Annotated in this window: 18 protein-coding genes; 10 read left to right on the top strand and 8 right to left on the bottom strand. The window is 56.7% G+C overall.

Annotation, left to right across the window (positions count from 1 at the left end):
* Positions 1-86 precede the first annotated feature (86 nt).
* From K3G63_RS03510 to K3G63_RS03490, 5 genes are all read left to right on the top strand, one after another.
* Positions 87-437: a hypothetical protein gene (locus K3G63_RS03510; protein ID WP_220612699.1), complete on the top strand. Its 351-nt coding sequence runs from the start codon at positions 87-89 to the stop codon at positions 435-437.
* A gap of 10 nt (positions 438-447) precedes the next feature.
* Entirely contained in the window at positions 448-1,110 is a 663-nt protein-coding gene (locus K3G63_RS03505; RefSeq protein WP_220612698.1) for a hypothetical protein, read from the top strand.
* A 137-nt stretch (positions 1,111-1,247) separates the two neighbouring features.
* Positions 1,248-3,077: a type VI secretion system Vgr family protein gene (locus K3G63_RS03500; RefSeq protein WP_220612697.1), complete on the top strand. Its 1,830-nt coding sequence runs from the start codon at positions 1,248-1,250 to the stop codon at positions 3,075-3,077.
* Between the two features lie 41 nt (positions 3,078-3,118).
* Complete coding sequence (locus tag K3G63_RS03495) at positions 3,119-4,708, top strand: PAAR-like protein (RefSeq protein ID WP_220612696.1); 1,590 nt, start codon at positions 3,119-3,121, stop codon at positions 4,706-4,708.
* Positions 4,709-4,718: 10 nt separating this feature from the next.
* A complete protein-coding gene (locus tag K3G63_RS03490) occupies positions 4,719-5,207 on the top strand; it encodes a hypothetical protein (protein WP_220612695.1) in 489 nt (162 codons plus the stop codon).
* A 535-nt stretch (positions 5,208-5,742) separates the two neighbouring features.
* Here K3G63_RS03490 and tssD (K3G63_RS03485) read toward each other — a convergent pair.
* The 3 genes from tssD (K3G63_RS03485) to K3G63_RS03475 form a co-directional block, all read right to left on the bottom strand.
* Positions 5,743-6,144: a type VI secretion system tube protein TssD gene (gene tssD / locus K3G63_RS03485; protein ID WP_073287881.1), complete on the bottom strand. Its 402-nt coding sequence runs from the start codon at positions 6,142-6,144 to the stop codon at positions 5,743-5,745.
* A 99-nt stretch (positions 6,145-6,243) separates the two neighbouring features.
* Positions 6,244-7,614 (bottom strand): DUF5458 family protein, encoded by a 1,371-nt coding sequence (locus tag K3G63_RS03480; RefSeq protein WP_220612694.1) that lies wholly within the window; start codon positions 7,612-7,614, stop codon positions 6,244-6,246.
* Positions 7,615-7,676: 62 nt separating this feature from the next.
* The gene (locus K3G63_RS03475) at positions 7,677-8,117 is read right to left on the bottom strand and encodes a type VI secretion system contractile sheath small subunit (protein WP_220612693.1); all 441 of its coding nucleotides are present in this window, start codon (positions 8,115-8,117) and stop codon (positions 7,677-7,679) included.
* Between the two features lie 316 nt (positions 8,118-8,433).
* On the opposite strand from K3G63_RS03475, the gene K3G63_RS03470 reads away from it, so the two are divergent.
* The 4 genes from K3G63_RS03470 to K3G63_RS03455 all read left to right on the top strand — a co-directional run bounded on the left by K3G63_RS03470 (position 8,434) and on the right by K3G63_RS03455 (position 13,679).
* Entirely contained in the window at positions 8,434-10,971 is a 2,538-nt protein-coding gene (locus K3G63_RS03470; protein ID WP_220612692.1) for an ATP-dependent Clp protease ATP-binding subunit, read from the top strand.
* 59 nt (positions 10,972-11,030) lie between these two features.
* Positions 11,031-12,290 carry a type VI secretion system tube protein TssD gene (gene tssD, locus K3G63_RS03465; protein ID WP_220612691.1) on the top strand — a complete coding sequence of 420 codons (1,260 nt, stop codon included), beginning with the start codon at positions 11,031-11,033 and terminating at the stop codon, positions 12,288-12,290.
* A complete protein-coding gene (locus K3G63_RS03460; protein ID WP_220612690.1) occupies positions 12,284-12,649 on the top strand; it encodes a hypothetical protein in 366 nt (121 codons plus the stop codon). The genes tssD (K3G63_RS03465) and K3G63_RS03460 overlap by 7 nt, the downstream gene beginning before the upstream one ends.
* A 109-nt stretch (positions 12,650-12,758) precedes the next feature.
* Positions 12,759-13,679, top strand: a complete 921-nt coding sequence (locus K3G63_RS03455) for an ankyrin repeat domain-containing protein (RefSeq protein ID WP_220612689.1) — start codon at positions 12,759-12,761, stop codon at positions 13,677-13,679.
* A gap of 67 nt (positions 13,680-13,746) precedes the next feature.
* On the opposite strand, the gene K3G63_RS03450 is transcribed toward K3G63_RS03455, so the two are convergent.
* The 5 genes from K3G63_RS03450 to K3G63_RS03430 all read right to left on the bottom strand — a co-directional run bounded on the left by K3G63_RS03450 (position 13,747) and on the right by K3G63_RS03430 (position 19,118).
* Positions 13,747-15,594 carry a type VI secretion system baseplate subunit TssF gene (locus tag K3G63_RS03450; RefSeq protein ID WP_220612688.1) on the bottom strand — a complete coding sequence of 616 codons (1,848 nt, stop codon included), beginning with the start codon at positions 15,592-15,594 and terminating at the stop codon, positions 13,747-13,749.
* A 37-nt stretch (positions 15,595-15,631) separates the two neighbouring features.
* On the bottom strand, positions 15,632-16,057 hold the full coding sequence (locus K3G63_RS03445) for a GPW/gp25 family protein (RefSeq protein WP_220612687.1): 426 nt from the start codon (positions 16,055-16,057) through the stop codon (positions 15,632-15,634).
* A 40-nt stretch (positions 16,058-16,097) separates the two neighbouring features.
* Positions 16,098-17,000 (bottom strand): hypothetical protein, encoded by a 903-nt coding sequence (locus K3G63_RS03440; RefSeq protein WP_220612686.1) that lies wholly within the window; start codon positions 16,998-17,000, stop codon positions 16,098-16,100.
* Between the two features lie 30 nt (positions 17,001-17,030).
* On the bottom strand, positions 17,031-18,206 hold the full coding sequence (locus tag K3G63_RS03435) for a hypothetical protein (protein WP_220612685.1): 1,176 nt from the start codon (positions 18,204-18,206) through the stop codon (positions 17,031-17,033).
* Between the two features lie 72 nt (positions 18,207-18,278).
* Positions 18,279-19,118, bottom strand: coding sequence for a TssN family type VI secretion system protein (locus tag K3G63_RS03430; RefSeq protein WP_220612684.1), 840 nt, complete (start codon positions 19,116-19,118; stop codon positions 18,279-18,281).
* Between the two features lie 200 nt (positions 19,119-19,318).
* Between K3G63_RS03430 and K3G63_RS03425 the strand changes: the two genes are divergently transcribed.
* A complete protein-coding gene (locus K3G63_RS03425) occupies positions 19,319-20,356 on the top strand; it encodes a hypothetical protein (protein ID WP_220612683.1) in 1,038 nt (345 codons plus the stop codon).
* Positions 20,357-20,474 lie beyond the last annotated feature (118 nt).

Here is a 20,474-nt window from a genome sequence, read left to right as displayed (position 1 = left end):
AACTAGCGAAAGAAACCCGTCTGACCACTCCTGCGAGTCGTTTTTATGGCGGCGACACCTTGCCTAGCCTGAACTCAGACAGCACGATGTACATCCTGACCCCGGGTACTTGCACCGTTACGGCCACCCTAAATACCGAGCAGCAGCTAGAATCCGTTTACATCACGGCGCGTAAGGGCCCACAGGCAGAGCGCCCGGAGGTGGCCTCCCTCCCTGAGCCAGAGAGATTAGTTCGGTTGGGTGAGCTGCGCCGCGTTTTCGGCGAAGGCCAGATTAAGCCCGCCCTGCTCACCAAACAGGAAGCATGGCGGCGGTATCCGGTCGAGTTCAGCTACTTGCTTGCCCCCGGTAGTCGGGAAGCCAGAATTCGGGCCATGATGTTTACCCCTGAGTATTCCGACTCCGCCATGGTGCATTCTATCTCGGTAGAAAAATAAAGCAGCTACTATGCTACACCACCTGTTTCCAGAAGCACAACAGAGCCGACCAGAACCCGCAATATATTGGGGGACCATCGTTCGCACCCTGTGCGCCTTCACGGGAATAGCCCTGCTTCTAGGTAGTGTATTCAGTTGCGGCGCTGCATCCGATTCAACAAACACGGTCCTTTCCAAACCAGCCCATCCCACCCCGGTGCAGGCAGTAACCCACTATGCCCAGCAGATGGCACGCAGGGCGCGTTTTACTACCCCCACAAGCCGCCAGTATGGCAATGGAACTATCTCATATTCAGACAGTACCTCCTTTACGGTCGTTTTATCTGATTACACAGTACAGGTATATATGAACCGAGAGCAACAACCGGAAACTGTATTCATCTCGGCCTATCACCCTGCTCCTACCTCTGATACGGCGCAAAACAGAGTGGTCTATCCGGCTCCGCCAGATCAGCTAACAGCCTTGGGAAATCTACGGCACGTGTTCGGGCAGGGTAAGCAAGGTCCGGTTATGGAAGTAAAAGAGGCTAGCTGGCAGAACCATCCCGTCTTATTTGACTATCATCCCTCACCCAATGGAAGGCAAGTGCAGATTAGAGCCACCATGCCCGCCCCCAACTACACCGATTCATCAATGATTCACAGCATTATGCTGTCAGCCTATGAGCAGTAGTAACCCTTGTACACATTACTTTGTGCACGTATTTGCCAGGGCAACCACCTCCGCCAGCGCACGAGTTCAACCCTGATATCAGCCTGAGCAGTATCCTCCACCCGACTCTAGTTCTTGCACATTCCTTCCCCACGTATATGGCACTACAGGTAGATACCCGCATTCAGATTGGGGGTAAAGAAATTCTGGAGTTTACCAGCTTATCCATTAGCCAGTCCTTGTTCGGACACCACCATTTCAGCCTGAACATTCCCTTTGACCGGCTGGAGGGCAACACCGGCACGTTTCTCTCCAAAGCGCACAAGGAGCTCTGCGGCAAGAGCATTACCATTTCGTTCGGCACCGCCGACGATTTGCTGGGGGCCCTGGGCAACGGGGGCAAAACCGATTTCGACTTTACCTTTCAGGGCATCGTCACGCAGATAGAGGTCGGCAACCAGGGCGATTTGACCGGCTCGTTTCAGGTGCAGGGCTACAGCCCTACCTACCTGCTGGAAGATGCTCCCGTGCGCCGCACCTTTCTCAAGCAGGGCCTGGCGGCCATCTTCAAAAAGGTGCTGCAGCCCTACCCCGCCGACCTGCTGGCCCTGCGCGCCCAGCCCAAGCATACCGCGCCCATTCCCTACCTGGCCCAGTACGACGAAAGCAACTTTGCCTTTCTGCACCGCCTGGCCGCCCAGTACGGCGAGTGGTTCTACTACGATGGCAAGCAGCTGCAGCTGGGCCGGCCCGCGGGCAAGGAAATCGATTTTGTCAGCGACGGGGTACGGGCCTCCTTTAACCTGAACATCTCGCTGCGCCACTCGGCCTTTGTGGTGTCGCAGTACAACCTGCAGCAGCACAAGACGCTGAAGTCGTCCTCGGCGTCGCAGAGCGTGAGCTGGCTGGGGCAGAATCCGCTGGCTAGCTTTGCCCTCTCGGAGTCGGAGCGGCTGTTCCCGAACCCCATGCAGCTGCCCTCCGTGGTAGCCCTCGACAGCCAGGCCACCGCCGAGCAGGTAGCCGCCCGCTACAAGTCGCAGCACGCTACCAACCTGGTGAGCTGCAACGGCTGGGGCGAAAACCCCGATATGCAGCTGGGCAGTGTCATCAACGCCTCGGGGGTAGGCCTGGGCAGCTACGTGGAAAGTGAGGAGTCGTTTGGCAAGTACTTCGTTACCTCCATTGTGCACACCGTGGACGAGTTGGGCAACTACACCAACATGTTTGAGGCCGTGCCCTGGTCCTCGGAGCACCCACCCCTGGGCCCTTACCGCGCCCAGCCCGTAGGCCACCCCGAACTGGCCGAAGTATTCGACCTGCAGGACCCCGAGCGCCTGGGCCGGGTGCGCGTGCGCTACTACTGGCCCGTAGAGAAGCCCACCGACGCCGAAACCGACTGGGTACGCATCAGCACGCCCTACTCCGGCGACGGCAAAGGCCAGCTGTTTACTCCGGAAGTCGGCTCGCAGGTGCTAGTAGGCTACGAGCACAACCGCGCCGAGCAGCCCCTGATTCTGGGCAACCTCTTCCACCCCAGCAACAAACAGGGCGCCAAGTACACCAACCCCCAGAACAACCTGAAGGGCCTGCAGACTGCCGGGGGCAACAAGTTTGTGATGACCGACACGGCCGGCCAGCAGAAAATTGTCATTTCCAACTCCAATAATAAAGGCACCGCCATGGAGGTTGGCTTCAACGGCGACGGCAGCATTACGATTAAGAGCAACGGCCCGGTTACTGTGCTGGGCTCTACTATTACCCTTGAGGCTGGTGACAAGGGCGAAATCATGATGCACGCCCAGAATATCTCCATCATGGCCGAGGAAGAAATCAACGTAAGCTCGGCTACAAAAAATGTGGCGTTGGAGGCCAAGGAAATAGTACGTCTCAAATCCAAGGATTTAAAAGGCGCATTCGATAAAGAAGTCTCCTTAAACGCTGGTAGCAAAGTTCGTATCTCATCTCCAGACTCAGATGTGATTTAGCCTGAGCAAGCAGTAAGTACACTTTAAGAGCAGCAAGACACATGCCTCATCCACTAGAATATGCAGTTAATGGAGCATTAATGAAATGCAGTGAAGGCACGGTGCCGATGCCCTTCAAGAGCACCCCAAGAACCACTAAAATAAGCGGCCTTATTGCAGGCAATGCGTTAGATGTTATTCCGGTAGTTAATATCCCCTCTTTTGTAATATGCAAAAAGCTCACGCAGATGGCAGGAGGTACTCCCGTACCTTGCACACCCGTAACACTGGGCTGGGAAGATACCCATGATGTGAAGGTGGGAGGCGCTGAAGCAGTAGTATTTCAATCGTGCCTGCATTGTACGCTTGGTCAAGGCAAGATTGAATTTATAACTTCTGGGCAGCTGCCGTTGCCGCCGGCAGTAAGCCAGAGTATCAATGAAACAAAAAAGGACGGTAAAGACATATTAACACAAGCCCAAAAAGAACAGAATGCAGTAGGCGAGGCGGGCTTAGCAGAGGGACTGATTCCTATTTGGGGCAGCGGCAGAGATTTAATAAACGCGGTGCAAACGGGTGATAAAGTCGGAATGGCTTTAAATGCCGCCTTTTTAGTATGGGATGTAGCATCCGTAGTTGCCGGCGCTTTTTCCTTTGGCACAGCTACTGCTGCTATGATGGTGGGAAAAGCGGGCTTAAGAACGGCCCTGAAAGCGGCTGGTAAAGTGGCAGCAAAAGCCGCAGAAAAGAAAATGGTAGCATTTACGGCCAAATCAGCGGCCCTAAAGGAAGGTATTCCCGCCGCTATGAAGGGAATGCGCGAATTTGTTACGTGCAAATTGGTTAAAGGCTGCTTTCCAGCGGGAACGTTGATTGCCGTTGCGCAGGGATATGAGAAGATTGAGAATCTGCGGATTGGGAATTTAGTATGGTCGTGGGATGAACAAGCAGAGAATCTGGTGCTCAGCCCGGTGGAAATGACTCAGAAGAGCTATACCCACAATCTAGTGCATTTCCGGATAGGGTCCGAGCGCATCAGCGCTACGCCGGAACATCCGTTTCTAGTCGGACAACAGTGGAAGGAAGCAGCCGAGTTGAAAAATGGGGACGCCATTACTCGTTCCGACGGTGGAATTATGGTGGTGAACGATGTGGAACATGAGCTATGCGAACGAACGGAGGTATTCAATATAGAAGTAGGTAGTACGCACAACTATCTGGTGGGTCAATGGATGATTCTGGCGCACAACGCATGTGATGTACTAGAGGAAATTTATGCCCTAATTGGAAAAAGAAAACTAAATGCTCTTGGCTCAGAACTGCTCGAGACTATTAAACAATTCAAAAATAAAACTATTCATGTTGGCAGCAATAGGGTTATTATTGACAAACAAAGCATGACTCATATTTTAGGAAGGCATCATCCTTCGTTTAAACTTGACGAAAAAGCAGCAACTATGTTTCCTGCGCATACATCAGCAGATGATATTACAGATACGATACAAAAGATTTTGCATAAAAACCCTGAGAAGGTCGATAAACTATTGAAGAATGGCGGGCGTGGTCAAATTGATGAAACTATAGACGGGGTAAGGTACAGACTAGGAATGAAGGACAGAGGCCATATCGGTCAATTTTTCCCACTCGACTAAAATTCATACAATGCTTGAGATTCAGCTTTACCTAAGAAAACACTGGGGAGAAGTAGAGCAGTTTTCCGGTAACGAACGTTTCTTCTCTATAGCTGACAAATTAGCTATACTGGATTATTATAGCATGTCTCCCAATCTGAGGTACAACTACGGCAGAGTAGTAATAAAAGACGAATTCAGGTTGTTACTAGATGAAGAATGTGAATTAGATTTCTTTATTAGCTGTATTCAGGATGATAAAGACGAAATATTTTCCGGAAAAACTCATGTAATAGACAACTCTTACTTCAAGATGTCATTTCATTATCATGATAAATTAAAAATTGGTTTTGGACAAAAGAATATCACAGTTAGCAAAAAGGAATTTATTGATGCCTTTCGTACAACAGCCGAGACGTACTACCTGATGCTGGCGGAGGTAAAAGAGGATAGGGAGTACTACGAACAGCAAGCTCAACAAGTACGCACCGAATGGCAATATAATAGCCGTGCTTCGTGAGCTGACTGTTTTCGACTACAAGCGTGTTGGGAATTAGGCGAGCCGGTTCAAGCACATGGTGATGTTGGCCAGCAACAGCCAACTGGTATGGCCGGCGGGGGTGTACTCCTAGTACACAGCCGGCTGCCGGAAGCAGGTCAGCGAGGCAAACGTGCGTTTCACTACCCCTTCCCTCATTGCCATGCACAAGTTCTGCTGGGTGTTGGCCTTACCGGGCCTGAATCATTCCCTGACCAGTTTCCTCCACCGGTGGGGGCTTCCCTGTTCCCTGGGGCCACTTCCTTACCAGCGGCTGGGGTAGGGCCGGCCTCGGAGAATACCCGCGACCGTAAACTGGTTGATAAGCCCAGCGTACAAGCCGGTAATGCAGCCAGCGGGGCCGCGAGACGGGGCAACGAAACCGTAAACGGGGCAATCCAACGGGCCCGATAAGCCCTGTCCTGGTAACGTTTACCAAGAATGACGGCCCCTTAATAGAACAAAAAAGCCCCCGCAACCTGTGTTGCGGGGGCTTTTTAGCTTATTGAAAAAGCGCTTATACCCACTTGTTGTCCAGCACAGCGCCGTTGGCGTTGATTTTGTTGGCCGAAATGGTCAGGCTCAGCGTCATGGAGGTGTTCGTGTCGGCGCCACGGGCGTCGAAGTGCTCGGCGTAGCTTACGCAATAAGCCTCCTCAAAGGAAATCTCCTTCAGGGTCGAGTCTTGGTCGATGCGTTTGAAGGTGATTTTGCCGCTTTCACGCTTGTAGGGGTCTAGCATCCAGCTCGTCAGCGAAGCGCTGTCGGTTGAAACAATTGTCACTTTAATAGTGCCGCCCTGCACCTTTGACGAAGGACGTCCTTTGTCATCGATGGCTTGATCAAAGGAGTAGCTGCAGCTTACCACTTCGCAGTCACCGCTGCCAGCGGCGTTAAAGAATGCACTAAATGAGGCCATAATACAATGTGTAAGGGGTTAAAAATGAAAGGAAGGAATGGCACTTACTGTACTTTATTTCAAACCTGAGAAGCCGGCGGCTTTCGTAGCTGATCTTCTTTACTGCTGCTTGTACTCGGCGTTCCAGTCGCGGTTGGGGTCGTTGGGGTCGTCGCCTTTGGTCCCATCCAGCGACACCAGGAAGGTTTTGGCCGGGAAGTAGGGTACCATATGGATGTCGAGCAGGATGCGGTCCTTCTGGTTGGGGTCGCGCTCAAACTTCTTGATGGAGAACTTCTCAATCAGCTTACCGGGGCCGGCAATACCATCCAGGAAGCGCACTACCTGGCTCTGGATGTCCATGCGCATGTTGTGGTCCCAGTTCTCGAAGGCGCGACGGTTCAGGAAGTCAATCAGCACCTTGGTCACGTAGTCGAACACTCGAACTACAGAATAGGTCTGTAGGCCGATGTTGTCGCCGTTGAACAGGGTTTTGGCAGAGAAGGCCATAACCCGGCCGTACTCGTTTACCATCGGCACCAGCCCCAGCTTTTCCAGGTTGGCAATCTCGCTTTTGCGCAGCGGGAAGCGCACGCCATCTACCTCGTTCAAGGTGCCGTGCTTGCGCCCGGCCGTTACCTGTGAGGCCAGCGTGCTGTAAATGCGCCCAGCCAACGCCGAAGATGGGGGTACGAACAGGTCTTCCTCCTCGCCTACCTCCTCTAGCTTACCCCGGCCTACCAGCCAGTTACAAGCCATGATGATGTTGGACTTATGCGCCTCGCCTCCCGTGAGGTTAGCTTCCTCAAATAGCTCAATTACGTCGTCGGGGGTGTCGTAGTGCTCAAAGTCGGTGACCATCATCACCTTGTTTTTGTGCGCAATCTTGGCCCACTTATCAATTACCTTGTTGGAGCCCAGGTAGCCCGGCACTACCAGCAGTGAGTAGTTGTCGCGCAGGTCGAGGCGGTCGTAGTTCTGCTCCAGCTCATTGGACACGGCATCAATGAAGGTGGTATTGTCCAGGTCCTGCAGCTGCTCCTTGTCCGCGTTCAGGATGGAAATATTCTTCACCTCGTCCTGATCGGTGTTGCGGTAGAATAGCGCCACCGAGCGGTACGACTGCTCCATATCGTGCGTGGCCTCAATGGCTTTGCGCAGGTTATCCGTCAGCTGGTTGGTGGATGACTCTACCTGCGCCTCGCATTGCTGCACGGCATCGGCCACAGAATCGGCTTTGCTTAGCATCTCGTGCCAAAGGGCCAGACGCTTTTTCAGCTGCTGGCGGTCGGCCTTTTTGCTGTCTTCCGTCAGGAAAATCTTTTTGCGGGCCTTTTTCTCGGGGTTCAGGTTGGAAGCGCCATCGATGGTGGTTTCCAACAAATCGAAACCGCCAAATTTGGCCAGAGCCTGGGCGTTTTCTTCAAGACGAGGGGCAAGCTCCCGCTCCCGTGAGGGGGTAGCAGAAGAGGCGTTTTGTTCGGTTGCCATAGAGGGGAATTTCTATCGGATGATGAGCGGATAGGGCGAGCGGATATAAAAATCCGGGCCGGCTACTCCAGTTCGCTGATCATGGCCTGAATAGCCGCCAGGAAGGCTGCCTTGGTTTCAGGGGTTTCCAGCGCCGATTTCAGGATTTTGTTGGACTTCAGCTGCCGCAGCAGCTTCTGCAGATCATCGGTCTGCGTGCTCAGATCCTGCAGAAAGCTGCTCTGGTTGATGATGCCTTTTTTGCCGAAGTCGCCGAGCGACTCAAATTGCAAGTTCTCCGTCACGGTAGAGCCATCTTCCCGATCAAACTCTACTTCTACGGAGGGCTTGAAGTGGGCAAATACAGCTTCGGGGGTACGCAGGCCTTCTACAATTTGAGCGCGCAAGGGCGGATCGGAGGTGAGCTTTTGCACCAGCAGGGTGCGGTTCAGTGGAATATCTGAAATGGACTCTTGGGCACCATCCTGCTTCCGCTCCTGCCCTCCTATTCCGTAATTAAACATACGTTGTAGTATTTAAGCTAAACCAACCTGTATCAGGGTATTGGCAGAAAGCTTTACGTGCTTTTCCGGCCGTAAGGTACAGGAATTTGAAAAACTACCTAAAATAAAACACACAAATCTCAATTAAATAATATGCAAAATCCTATATGCTAGTCTATTGGCAAGATACTATTGCATAAAAGAAAAACCATGTATTTACATCGAATTAACCGCCACTACGGATATTCTCCTACCTTACCGCGCCGGTACTATACCGGTCACTGGCTTTGCTTGCTTTAAGGCCACACTATCTTTCCTTTTATCCTGCTTTCTAGTAATGTCTTACACAGATGAGTTAAAGCGGGCACTGCACATCGCCCAGGCAGTAGCCCACGAATACCGGCACGAATACTACGCCGCCTCTCACCTATTTACGGCGCTGCTCCACAATGAAATAGGCTTGGCTTCGTGGCTGGCGGTGGAGCTGGGCAAGGACATTCACTACCTGCGCGAATGGGCCGAAGTTCGGCTGGAAAGCCTACCGAAAGCCGTGCGCCCCCCGGAACTGCCCGGCGCCGACAAGGAAATTAAGGCCGTGCTGGAAGTAGCGGACTTAGTAGCGCTGCAGCTCTCCAAAGAAGAAACAGACCCGCTGTGCGCCCTGGCCGCTGTGCTGCGGCCGGGCCTGGTGTACACGCCCGAGCAGCTAAAATCCCTACCCCTCACCCAGCGCGAAGTGATGGAAGCGGCCGAGCCCGCCGCGCTGCAACCCGTAGCAGTAGGCACCGATGGGCAGGCCACTACCCCCCTCTCCGACCGTAACCCCGCCGGCAAAGCCGGCGCCCTGGCGACGTACTGCGTCAATAAAACGGCCCAGGCCGAAAGCGGTAAGCTGGACCCCATCGTGGGGCGCGACCGGGAAACGCGGCAAATGGCCGAAATTCTGGGGCGGCGCACCAAGCCCAACGTACTGTTGGTGGGCGAGCCAGGGGTAGGAAAATCGGCGCTGGTAGAAGGGTTTGCTCAGCAGATTGTGCAGAAGAAAGTACCGGGCCACCTGCAGCAGGTAGCGCTGTTTGAGCTGGACCTGGGCACGCTGGTAGCGGGTGCTTCGTACAAAGGCGAGGTAGAAGACCGCATTAAAAGCGTGCTCAGCGAAATCAAGCAGTACCACCGGGCCATTCTCTTTATCGACGAAATTCATGTACTGTTGGACCCCAAAGGCTCGGCGGGCGCGGGCATAGCCCAACTGCTGAAGCCGGAGCTGGCCCGCGGCGAAATCACGGTAATTGGAGCCACTACCAACGACGAGTACCGCCAGTACATTGAGGCCGATGAGGCCTTTAACCGCCGCTTCGATGTGCTGCGGGTAGAAGAGCCGAGCACGGTGGTGGCCGAACGGATGGTAGAGAGTGTGCTGCCCTACTACGCCGCACACCACGGCTTGCAGGTGGGCGAAGGCACCGTGGCCGAGGCTGTGCGCCTGGCCAAACGCTACCTCAAAGACCGGCAGTTACCCGATTCAGCCATTGACCTGGTAGACCGCACCATGGCCGCCATCCGGATGTTGGATGAACATGCCAGCGCCGAGCTGCTACAGCTCCAGCAGGATTTTGAGACGCTGGTTGCCCGCCAGCCTGACTTAACAGCACCCGACTACCTGAAAGAGTTGCGGTGGTTTCTGTATCAGGTTCAGAACCAAATTAGTCACCTATGGCTCAACCAGCTCGATCAGGAACAGCAGCCCGAGGCCCTGGAAACTGCCGAAGCTCTGGAAGCCTACGTGCGGGAACTGCTGGAAGCCGTGGTGAACCTCTCGGGCACTAAGAAGGACCGAGTGGAGCGGACGGATATAGCCGCCGTCGTGTCGGGCAAGACGGGTATTCCGCTGGGCAAGCTGCAGAGCAATGAGCGGGACAAGCTGCTGAACATGGACCAAACCCTGCAGCAGCGCGTAGTGGGCCAAAACCACGCCGTGAAAGCGCTGTGCGAGGCCATTCTGGAGTCGCGCTCCGGCCTCACGAAGGCCGGGCAGCCTATTGGCTCCTTTTTCCTGCTGGGTCCCACCGGCACGGGCAAAACCGAGTTGGCCAAGTCCCTGGCCGACTTCCTGTTCAACGACGAATCCTTCCTGATTCGCTTTGATATGTCGGAATTCAAGGAGGAGCACTCGGCGGCCCTGCTTTACGGTGCGCCTCCCGGTTACGTGGGCTACGAGGAAGGCGGCCTGCTGGTCAATAAAATCCGGGAGAAGCCGTACTCCGTGGTGCTCTTCGATGAAATTGAGAAGGCGCATAGCTCGGTGTTCGACATCTTCCTGCAGATTCTGGACGAAGGCCGCCTGCACGACCGACTGGGGCGGGAAGGCGACTTTTCGAATGCCGTTATCCTGTTCACCTCCAACATTGGCAGTGAGCAGATTATCCAGTCGTTTGGCGCGGGGCAAATACCGGCTACCAGCACGCTCATGGAAACCATGAGCCGCTACTTCCGCCCCGAGTTTCTGGCCCGCCTCACGGAAATTGTGCCCTTCGCGCCTATTTCCGAAGAGAACGTAGTCCAGATCTTCGACATTCACCTGCGCCCCCTGCAGGAGCAGCTCAAGCGCCAAGGCATTACGCTGGAACTTACGCCGGAAGCCCGGAGCTACCTGGCGCTGCTGGGCTTTACGCCGCGCTACGGGGCCCGGCCCATCAAAGGCGTCATTCGGCAGCAGCTCCGCCGCCCTATTTCCCGGATGATTATTGCCGGCGAGGTAGGCAAGGGCTCCGTCATTTCGCTTGATAAGCTGCCGGATGCCGAGGACCTCACCTGGCAAGTAGAAGCTACCGAAGAACCCGCGGAACAGTCAAGCATAGCAGAGTCAATTGGCTAGCTGAGCCGGGTAGCAAACTTTACCTACTCGCCTTTCTATGTAGTGCTAGTGGTTATTCTATGACGTATATCAATGCGGAGCTACGCCTGGCGGGGCAGACCTACCCGCTGGCCGCTTGCTCTTTTGGATTTCGCCAGTACACAGATGCGCGGGGCCGGCCTAACTCTAAAGTAGTGGGCCTGCCCCTGGAGTTGCTGCTGGAGGGGGACGAGGGCCCGGAACTGGCGGAATGGGCTACCTCGCCGGGCAGCCTGCGGAGTGGCGAAGTTGTTTTCTACCCCGACGACCCAACCCACCCCCGGCGCACCCTGGCTTTTGCCGATGCGCGCTGCGTGCAGCAACGGGTGCAGTTGGTGCCGGGCCAAGGGGCAGCGGCCTACCAATGCCTGCTTGTGCTCTCGGCCCAGCAGCTGGAGTTGGATGGGCAAGTGCTGGAGCAGCGCTGGAACAGACGGCCTAACACGCGAGCGGTGGCCCAAAGCCCGAAGGCCCGGCTGGCCGCTGCTCCCCCCGCTCGTGGCGGTGGGTTGATCCATTCCGTTAAAGCCACCCGTAGCAATGCCTTGCTCGACGACCTGCAAGGCTTGGTAGGGCCAGGGCTTGATGTGCGGAAGAAACTAGCCGTTTGGGTAGCGGGCGGCTTAGATGAGCATAAGGTACTGTCTGCCCTGCGGGGCTCGGTCGATAAACTAGTGGTATTCCAACGGCTGAGTGTAGCGGCTGATGCTCCTCATAAGGGGCTGTATGAACAGCGCGTTATCATTGATGACTACCAGAACATTCCCGGCGTAACAAAAGCCCCTTATGTAGAAAATGGGCTGCCGCCTCTGCCTATTCCGGCTAGTTTGTTTGGGGTAGCTGACCCAGCCTTTGACCTGCCCGCGCGGAACGCTCCTACCTTTACCAAGTATGCCCAGCTGCGAGAGGTAATGCCGGGAGAGAAGCTGTACAGAGTAACCAACGACCCACTGAGTGACCCCTATGCTATGACCGGTGGCTATTGGACCCGCACGCTGCCAGCCGGGCTGAATGAGGTTATTGGGGGCACCGCTGTGATGCCGGAATGGAACAACTTCCAGCGGGTGTATGAGTTTACCGCGCCCCCCTACGCCGACCCGGTGGCGAAGGAACCGAAATTTCATGTTTGGGAGGGCCCTACGGCAGCCCAACCCGTATCGGGCATTTATCCAGACAAAATCAACAACGGATATTGTTTGCAGGGTGGTGAACCACAGGTGTTTATTACCAATAACTTATCCCGTAGTCCTGATTTCAAAAACCATATTCGGGACATCACGCCACTTCACAAATCATGGTAAACGCCACCGAAAAATATAAGGCGCTGTTGCAGGAGGCTACACAGCTGTTTGATGCACTGCTGGCGCTCTATCTGCCTGATAAGGGCGCAGAACAGGATTTTGCGGCGCGAACAGTCCTTGATATTCAATCAAAGCGGACTGCCATGCTAGAACGGCTGGCCCGGGCTGAGCCGGTATCAACAGCCATGACGGCCACACTTATACAGGTTATTGGCCATTATTTGGACGGGCATTGGGATGACTACCGCGAAATTCCCACTGCTAATCCGGCAAAGTTTGCCCGCCGCGAGCAGCTACATGCCGACCTGGAGGCGCTAGTTAACAGAGTTGCGCAACTTCAGGTTGAAATGAAAAAATGAACTACACTGCGTGATGGAGCATATCAGTCGCAGGGGCTACATGTTTTCGAAAACGCTGGTGCTTATAGGTAGGCTTTGGGTCTTCTTGTCCGCTACCCAGTGCCACTCTATGCAGCTATCTGACAACCCGATTTCCACGCGTAAGCCCGAAGCATACTTTCTTACCGATACGGCCCTGACGCTCGCCCAAGCTATCCGGACGGATGACATAGCCAAAATCGACGCTATTTTCAGACAGCACCCTACCCTCGACCCTAATCTGGAAGGCAAACAGGGCGTAACGTTTTTGTTCTGGGCGTATGCTCACCACCACGTAAAGGCCATGCGGGCCCTGGCAGCCCACAAGGCCGACGTGAACCGCCCGCTGCATCTGCCCAATGCCCAAGGCGGCGTTGATGCTACCCACCTGATCAATATTGCGGCTGAGGGTCCGAAAGATGAACTACTGCTCACCCTTCTCGACCTGGGAGCTGACCCCAACGCCCGGGATGAGCGCAAGGAGCCGGCCCTGCACAACGCACTGTATGCCCACCAATACCAGCGGATGAAGCTGCTGCTCGACCGGGGCGCCGATATTAACATTACGAACAGCGCGGGGGCTACTCCGGCGGTGGTACTGGCCCGCCTCAACTACTTCGAGTTGGTGCATTACCTTCTGGAACGCGGAGCCGATTGGCGCAAAACCGATGGGGAGGTGGCTCTCTGGACCCAGGAAAATGACACGGGTAATGCCGAGGCCATTCAATGGCAAAAGAAAGTTAAGCAGCTACTTATTCGCCAGGGCGTGAAGTTTCCGGTGCCTTCGCCCGGGGCCCGACGCTACGCCACCATCCGGGAGCGGTGGGAGCAAACGCCCGAAGGCCGGGCCTGGCGGGAAAAGTTAGACGCTTTAGGCGCCCAGCCCGAGGTAGTAGGCAAGCCCTGGGTTGAGCAGGAAGACGCCGCCCGAACCGCCATGAAAGCCTGGATGAAGCAGCAGGGGATTCCGGAGCCGCCACTCATTATGCCTTCTCCAAAAGGCAACAAGTAAAAAGCAGCGGGAGCCACCTGGCCAGGTGGCTCCCGCTGCTTTTTACTTGTTGCGGTGGCTGAGCTTGCTACCCCTTTACAGGTAGTAAACTCACCTCGTAGGGCAGGTTCATGGCCGATTGGCTGGCTAGTAGCACCTGCAGCTCGTGGGCGGCGCGCTGCCACTCTGGCCCCGACATTCGGCTGGTGGCCGCGGGAGTTAGCTGCACCCGGATGCAGCGCACGAACCCCGCCGTGGGTGAGCCCCCCGTGCGGAAGCCCTTCTCGATGTGCACTTGGCTGAGCTGGCTGCCCAGCTCGGCCCAGCAAGCCGCCCGGATGTCCTCTAGCGTTACGATGCGGTTGCGGCTGAGCAGGTTTCTACGCAAGGCAAAAACTCGCTCCTCGGGCCGTGGCCGTTCCCGCCCCCCGGTAGTGGTAGTCACCAGCTGTACGGCATCAATGTAGTGCCCATCAAACACCTGCAGAAGGCTGCCGCTGGGAATGCGGTTGCCAGCCTCCCCGTCGCTCGACCAGTACTCCAGGTACACGCTGTCGTTGGCGTCGCGCGGGCGGAGCATAACGTAAGGGGCCGGGTCGCCGGTTTGCTCGATGTCGGCTTGGCCCATGCGCTCTTCCAGGCGGGCCAGGCTTTGGTTCAGCTCGCGCAGGGTGTTGGCCACGAAATCAGTGCCCGTGGCCGTGAAGGCGCGGCTTTCATCGCGGAGCAGCTCCAGCAGCTCCAGCAGGGCCTCCTTGCCTGAGCGCGCATCAAACCGCCCCGCCCCGTAGCGCAGGGTATAGGTGTCCGTGTCGTGCTCGTTGAGGGTGCTGAGGGTGGTGGAGCGGAAGACTACGTTGCGCAGGCTGTAAATATCCTTAATAGCCAGAAATGCTTCTTCTGAGGCCAACGGGAAGATATTCAGGGCGGGTTGCAAACGAAACAACTGCTTATTGAGTCGGCGGTTCAGCACCGGAAAGCAGTTGAGCCCGCAGGTAACGGTTGCCAGCGCCTCGGGGGGTAGGGCGTGCGAGAAGCGCACCTCTAGCCAGATCAGCGGCTGCGCCAGTGTTTCCAGCACCTCCGGGGCGAAGCGAGCGGCCAGAGCCGCCGGAAAAGCCTCGCGCAGATAAAACTGCAGCTCGGTGCCCGGGCCCGACTGCACCCGCACAAAGCCCGGAGCATACAGCTGCCGGACCTGTTCTTCTACCCGCTGCAGAAAATCGTACTCCTGGTGAAGCAATGGCTCCGCATCGGGGGCGGACGCCCGCAGGCCCTGGGCCACGTTGAGAGGAAGCCCACCCAGCAGCCACGTTTCGCCGGGCAGGTAGCTTACGTAGGCTTCACGACGGGGCTCATTCAACCAGTCGAAGTAAAAGGTCAGGTCGGCCAGGGATGCTACCTCGGGGTTCAGCTCCAACCCTATCCACAGCCGGCGGTACTCGGCGGGCTCGGGGCGGGCAGCCGCCGCCAGGGGCCGCTTCTGGCCCACCTGCTCCACACGCCACACTTGGTCGTCGGTAGCGAGGTAGCGCACAGCCCCATCCACTAAGCGCGTATTCTGCAAAGGCGAAAAGAAGGTGGCCGAAGCACTGGCCGAGCGCCCTAGCACGGGCCGCTGAAAAGCAAATTGCGCGTCGGCGGGCAGTTGCAGCAGGGGCTCCCGGGGGTAGGCCTGAGCAATGGCATGGGCGGGCCGGGGCGCATCTATCACGTCGGGGTTCAGCAGGCCTGCCAGGCGCTCTACCAGCCGATACTGCGTGTTGTTGATTTCCTGCCCGATTTTTTCCAGCTCCACGGCGCAGGCTTCCAGCAGCAGTTGCACCAGGGGGTCAAAGCCATCCAGATCTGCCTCGCTGTAGCCCCACATTTCGGCCGCTTTCTGGGTCAGGCGACTTTTAATTCCGGCTTTGGTAAAATCCTCGGATGGGTGCATAACGAGCAGGTAGCAAACTAGAAGCAGGGCTTCTTATCTATACAACGGAGAGCGGCGCCACAAACAGGCTAGCCCGGAAGGCAAAGGGTTCGTTGGTGCGGCGCAGCACGGCGCGCACGGTTACCTCCAGCCTTTTCCGGATGCGCTGGTTGACGCCTTTCATCTCAAAATCTTCAATACCCACGAGCACCTTCACTTGCTCCAGGCGCGGCTCGCGGGCGGCCACCATTTGCTCCACAGAGCGCTGCACGTTGTCTTTCCAGCGCATGTTGGTCATGGCCTCGAAATCCTGCTGCCACACCACGCAGCCAAAGGCCGGGTCAAACCTCGACTCGCCGAAGTGGGTGGTCAGCATCAGGTACAGGTGCTGGGCAATGGACTCCTGCACCGAGCAGCGGGCCAAAGGCTGCCGCTGCAACAGCTCCTCAAAGTTCAGGGGCAGGCGGTAATATTCGTTGCTCATGCGCGGGGTTCAGGCGGTAGTGGCGGGTAGGAACACGCGGCTATTTATAGCCAAAAATGCCCCGTTTGCGGCCTAACTCCCTGTCGATAGAGTCAATCATCTTTTCGACGGTAGCTTTCATGTCCTCAGAGCTGGGGTTTTGCAGGATAGCCACAAAACCCTGCCGGGCTTGCTCCAGCATCTCTTTCCGCTGCTCCTTGCTCATGTTGGTTGCTCGCAGGCGCAGGCAGTTGGCATTGGCAAAGTTTACCTGGTCTGATAGCAGGGCTACTTGGTCATTGCTTTCCTGCAGACGGCGCTGCAGGTCGGCCGCGCGGGCACTACCCCCACCGCCACCGCCAGAGCCTCCTCCCCCGCCCCCACTGCTCATCATAGCAGGCGCGGGCCGGTTGGCGGCAGCGGCCTGGTAGGTAGCCAAGAGCTGCTTGGTTTGCGCCAGTTCGGCGGCCATTTCCTCCTTGCCCGATACATCAATGCCCTTTTTATCCAAGGACTGGCGCAGGAAATCAACGGTGCTGCGGTTGCTGCGGAACAGGTCGAAGTCGCGCAGAATGTTGTGGGCCAGGCGCTTGTTGGTCAGGAACTGCATCTGAGTGGAGTCGCGGCGTAGCTCACTCAGGGTTACGGCAATGGCGTTGAGGTAGTCCTGGGTGCGCTTGTTCAAGTCGCCCACTACCAGGTCGTTGCTTTCCGTGCGCAGTTGGCGGTCGGTTAGCTCAATGCGCTGCAAATGGGAAGTCAGCGTATCCAGCTGCACCAGCAGCTTGTGCTGCTCGTCGCGGGTGCGCTCCAGCTCCCGCTTCAGCTTTTGGTTTTCTTCGGCAATGGAGCCGTCGGAGAACAGGTAGTAGGAGGCTATCAGGGGCAGGGCCAGGGCCAGCACGTAAAACAGCGCGAATTTCCAGAGGCGGGTATTGCGTTCGGCGTGGTTCAGGGGTTTCATGCGAGGGGGCAGGATAACGGGCCAGAGAGCTTAGAAAGGATTCCACCGCGAAACGGGCTTCTCCGGCGCAACGGCTGGGGCCACGGGGTTTTCGTTGATGAAGGTTTTCCAGCCTTCCTTGTTCTTACCGATGTACTCCAGCTGGGTGAGTTGCCGGAAAATAGTGGCCAGCAGCTGCCAGAGCGACAGGTGCTGGGCCAGGTGCTCGTGCACGCGGTGGTGGTCGTAGCGCATGGTTACTACCCCCTGCAAGGCGCTGAGCAGGATGGCCGGCACCGTTTCCGACCACTGCTCTATGTATTTCAGCAACTCCTCCCGCTCGGCTTCCGTCAGGCACTCCAGGGTTGTTTTTACCTGCTTGCCCATCCGCATCAGGGCATCCAGCAAGTAAATGGGCGGCTGCTCGGCAGCACTGAGGTGGAAGCTGGTCAGGTGCTGAGCCAAAGCAAACACCGTGCGCTCAGCCAGGAAATGCACATGCTCGCTGAGGGCGCTTTTCTTATCAGCGCGCAGCTTTACCTTATGAATGACTTTAAAGGCGTCGGTTTCTACCTCCTGCAGCACGTGCTCCAATTGGTGCAGCCACTGCAGCAAATCGGGGTGGCTGGACAGGGCCGTGCTGGGCGGAATGTAGCCCGCCACTACGCGCAGCGCCCCTTCGGCGTAGAGCAATTCCCCCACCACCAGATGAAAAGAGCTAACCGCCGACGTGTTTACCTGCTGGGTAGGCACAACGCTGAGCTGGTACTCCGGGCGGGTGTAGGGGTGGCGGGGCGGAACTTCCTCTACTGCCGGCTGCCCCATGGGCACGCGCACATAGGGGTTTACGGATACTACTACACTGAAACGTAGCTGCTCCGTGGCGGTCAGGTTAAACTCCTGTAGCAGCTGGGCTAGGCTGGTGTGTAAGGTCAGGGGCTCGTTGGCACTGGTAATTTCAATGCGGGCTCCGCCGGCCGTAATGGCCCGGCAGTACAGCAGCCGGGCCTGTATTTCCTGCTGCTGGTTTACATTTAGCAGTAGTTCCAGGGAAGGCAGCCCGTGCCCATCGGTGGGGAGCAGGCCGTAGCGGTGGGCACTCAGGCCAACGGCGGTAGCGTCGCGGAGGTGCTCGGTAGTAAACTGTTCAAGCTCGGTGAAATGACGGCGGGATATTTTCATCCCATCAACCCAGTTCACGGGGTAGTGCTTGATTTCGGGTAGCATAGTAAAAACAGAAAGGAAGGATAGAGAGCGAGCGGCGCAAGTTAGGGAAGCGGCGGCGGAACCAGGCCGGGGCTAGCGGGGCACGCGCCGGGCCACGATAATGTCGCCCTGCTTCAGGAAGTTGTCGCGGAAGCTATAGTCGGGGTCAAGGTAGCGGCGGGGCTTCCACCAGGCTTGCTTGGCATAGAAAACCCACCCGAACGGCTGCCCCTGCTCATCCAGGTACTGCAACGACTGATCGGGCTTGAGGGCGTTGTAGTCGGTCAGGAAGATGTGAAACAGGTCGCCCAGGTGCATTTCATACGGTGCCTTCGATGAGAAATCATGGTAGAGCGACTCCCCGAAGCGGCGCGACATCCAGAAGTGCAGCACCATAAAGTTGCTCAGGTCCATGCGCGCCAAGTCGGGGCCCTGCGCATTGGCCTGGTAGTGCCAGAGCTTGTAGTACTTCATCGGAATCCGGTTCCAGGCCCGGTATGCCTCATGGAAGAAGTACGGAATGACAGCAGCCAGCGTGGCCATGACAAAGGCCGTGGGCGGGGTGCGGTCTTCCAGGTTGGGCACCCACACCAGCAGGGCCACACCTAGGGCCCCGGCCATCCAGGCCAGCACGGTCATGACGGTGCCATGCGCCCAGTTGTCTTCATCAAACCAGGCCAGCCAGTTGCGCTGGGCAAACAAATGGAAAATACCCACCAGCAGCGAGGCCGCCTGCACCAGCATAAAGGTGATTTTATAGGAAAAGGGGCTGTACACCGCACCGGCCCCCAGCAAAGCAAACAACAGCAGGCTGCCGAGCAGATACAAAAAGATACTGACGAAGGAGGGGCTCCGCTGCAGGCCTGCCCGCGCATTTGAGAGCATATTGCCCGCTACGCTGCGGGCCTGGGTTTCGGGATTAAGGTTCAACATATGCGCTGACGATGGCTAATCGATAAAGAAAGCGGCCGGAGCAACCGAACGGCCGCTCTGAACTGTGCCGATTGTATAATATTGACGACCTGAAAGCCTTGCCTCCGTACTCACTTCAGCCAATCTTGGTAGATTCGAAGCCTTGGGTTCGACTTTTAAGTACTAGCCAATCGATTGTAAGTTGTCAGAAAAAAGATAGTATGCCAAACCCTAGCGTGGATGTATTTCATTTTGACACCCGGCTGATTCGCGCGGCCAGCCCCCCGGCTCCGGCCCCCACCGCCACGCCTGCGGCCCTGCTGCAGACGGTGCGGCGGCAAGGGTTTGACTTGCGCCTGGAGGTAGTACTGGCTGACTTACTGGCGCATGGCTACCGGTTCGATGAGTTTGTTATCCGGCCGGTCAGCCTGTTTGCCCGCCGCTACCGCGCCGATATTGGTACCGTGAGTGAGGAGCAGGCGGAGCGCTGGCAGGACCCTAAAACGGTTGTGGAGGTGCACCGCGAAGGCCTCTACGACGCCCTACCTCAGCAGCTGTTTCATCACCCGGGCAACCCCAACCAGCAGGGGGTACGGAGCATGATAGAGGACATCCAGGCCCAACGCCGCCGGGAAAAGTCCACACGCCGCTTTTTTGCCCCTTTCGAGCAGGAGTTCTACCGCTTCCGGGTGCTGCTGGAAGAAGAAGAGCGCCACTACATGACCAGTATATCGGGGCAGTGGTACAACGAGGTACTGGCCCGCTTCTGGGAGCTGGACCGCCAACTGCCCGCCCAGCATATTGCTACCCTGCTCTACCTGCTCCCGCTGGCTCACCGGATTGTGGGCGACCTGCCCCGCACCCAGCAGGTGTTTGAAAGTATTCTGGGCGTGCCCGTGCGCCTGCGCCCGGTGGCCCCGCTGCATTTCTCTCCCGAAACCCTACCCGCTGGCTCAACGGCCCAGGGCGCCACCCTCGGCTTTGGCGAGCTGGGCCGCGACTTTGTACTCAGTGGTGGCTACCAGGAAACGCTGCCGGCGCTGGAAATCAGCTTGCTCCAGCTTTCCACGGCCGAGCTGGAGGTATATCTGGATGCTACTACTTGGCAGTCGCAGGTACTGGAGTTGCTGTGCCGGTACTTTATTGCTTTTGAAACGGATGTTGTGATGCGCTACGAAATGACTCCCAGCAGCGAATCCTTCGTGTTATCAGATACCGGCGACACTGCAGTGCTAGGCTACACTACGGCCGGGTTGTAGCGGCTATGGCGCGGAATGGATCCACCTCGCCTCAACCAACCCTTTACCTTCAAATCAGAAAAGGACGTGATTGGGCCAGTTACCAAGGCGCATTAGCCATTCCCGCCAATTGCCCGTA

It is taken from the genome of Hymenobacter sp. HSC-4F20 (assembly GCF_019599275.1).
Classification (GTDB): Bacteria; Bacteroidota; Bacteroidia; order Cytophagales; family Hymenobacteraceae; genus Hymenobacter.
This window is presented reverse-complemented; position numbering and strand designations above follow the sequence as displayed.

What these genes read in the sequence shown, in the direction of transcription:
- K3G63_RS03470 (WP_220612692.1), top strand. Translation starts at nt 8,434, where the DNA reads ATGTCTTACACAGATGAGTTAAAGCGGGCACTGCACATCGCCCAGGCA.
- K3G63_RS03435 (WP_220612685.1), bottom strand. Translation starts at nt 18,206, where the DNA reads ATGCTACCCGAAATCAAGCACTACCCCGTGAACTGGGTTGATGGGATG.
- K3G63_RS03455 (WP_220612689.1), top strand. Translation starts at nt 12,759, where the DNA reads ATGCAGCTATCTGACAACCCGATTTCCACGCGTAAGCCCGAAGCATAC.
- K3G63_RS03480 (WP_220612694.1), bottom strand. Translation starts at nt 7,614, where the DNA reads ATGGCAACCGAACAAAACGCCTCTTCTGCTACCCCCTCACGGGAGCGG.
- K3G63_RS03460 (WP_220612690.1), top strand. Translation starts at nt 12,284, where the DNA reads ATGGTAAACGCCACCGAAAAATATAAGGCGCTGTTGCAGGAGGCTACA.
- K3G63_RS03490 (WP_220612695.1), top strand. Translation starts at nt 4,719, where the DNA reads ATGCTTGAGATTCAGCTTTACCTAAGAAAACACTGGGGAGAAGTAGAG.
- K3G63_RS03445 (WP_220612687.1), bottom strand. Translation starts at nt 16,057, where the DNA reads ATGAGCAACGAATATTACCGCCTGCCCCTGAACTTTGAGGAGCTGTTG.
- tssD (WP_073287881.1), bottom strand. Translation starts at nt 6,144, where the DNA reads ATGGCCTCATTTAGTGCATTCTTTAACGCCGCTGGCAGCGGTGACTGC.
- K3G63_RS03505 (WP_220612698.1), top strand. Translation starts at nt 448, where the DNA reads ATGCTACACCACCTGTTTCCAGAAGCACAACAGAGCCGACCAGAACCC.
- K3G63_RS03440 (WP_220612686.1), bottom strand. Translation starts at nt 17,000, where the DNA reads ATGAAACCCCTGAACCACGCCGAACGCAATACCCGCCTCTGGAAATTC.
- K3G63_RS03475 (WP_220612693.1), bottom strand. Translation starts at nt 8,117, where the DNA reads ATGTTTAATTACGGAATAGGAGGGCAGGAGCGGAAGCAGGATGGTGCC.
- tssD (WP_220612691.1), top strand. Translation starts at nt 11,031, where the DNA reads ATGACGTATATCAATGCGGAGCTACGCCTGGCGGGGCAGACCTACCCG.
- K3G63_RS03510 (WP_220612699.1), top strand. Translation starts at nt 87, where the DNA reads ATGTACATCCTGACCCCGGGTACTTGCACCGTTACGGCCACCCTAAAT.
- K3G63_RS03500 (WP_220612697.1), top strand. Translation starts at nt 1,248, where the DNA reads ATGGCACTACAGGTAGATACCCGCATTCAGATTGGGGGTAAAGAAATT.
- K3G63_RS03430 (WP_220612684.1), bottom strand. Translation starts at nt 19,118, where the DNA reads ATGTTGAACCTTAATCCCGAAACCCAGGCCCGCAGCGTAGCGGGCAAT.
- K3G63_RS03495 (WP_220612696.1), top strand. Translation starts at nt 3,119, where the DNA reads ATGCCTCATCCACTAGAATATGCAGTTAATGGAGCATTAATGAAATGC.
- K3G63_RS03425 (WP_220612683.1), top strand. Translation starts at nt 19,319, where the DNA reads ATGCCAAACCCTAGCGTGGATGTATTTCATTTTGACACCCGGCTGATT.
- K3G63_RS03450 (WP_220612688.1), bottom strand. Translation starts at nt 15,594, where the DNA reads ATGCACCCATCCGAGGATTTTACCAAAGCCGGAATTAAAAGTCGCCTG.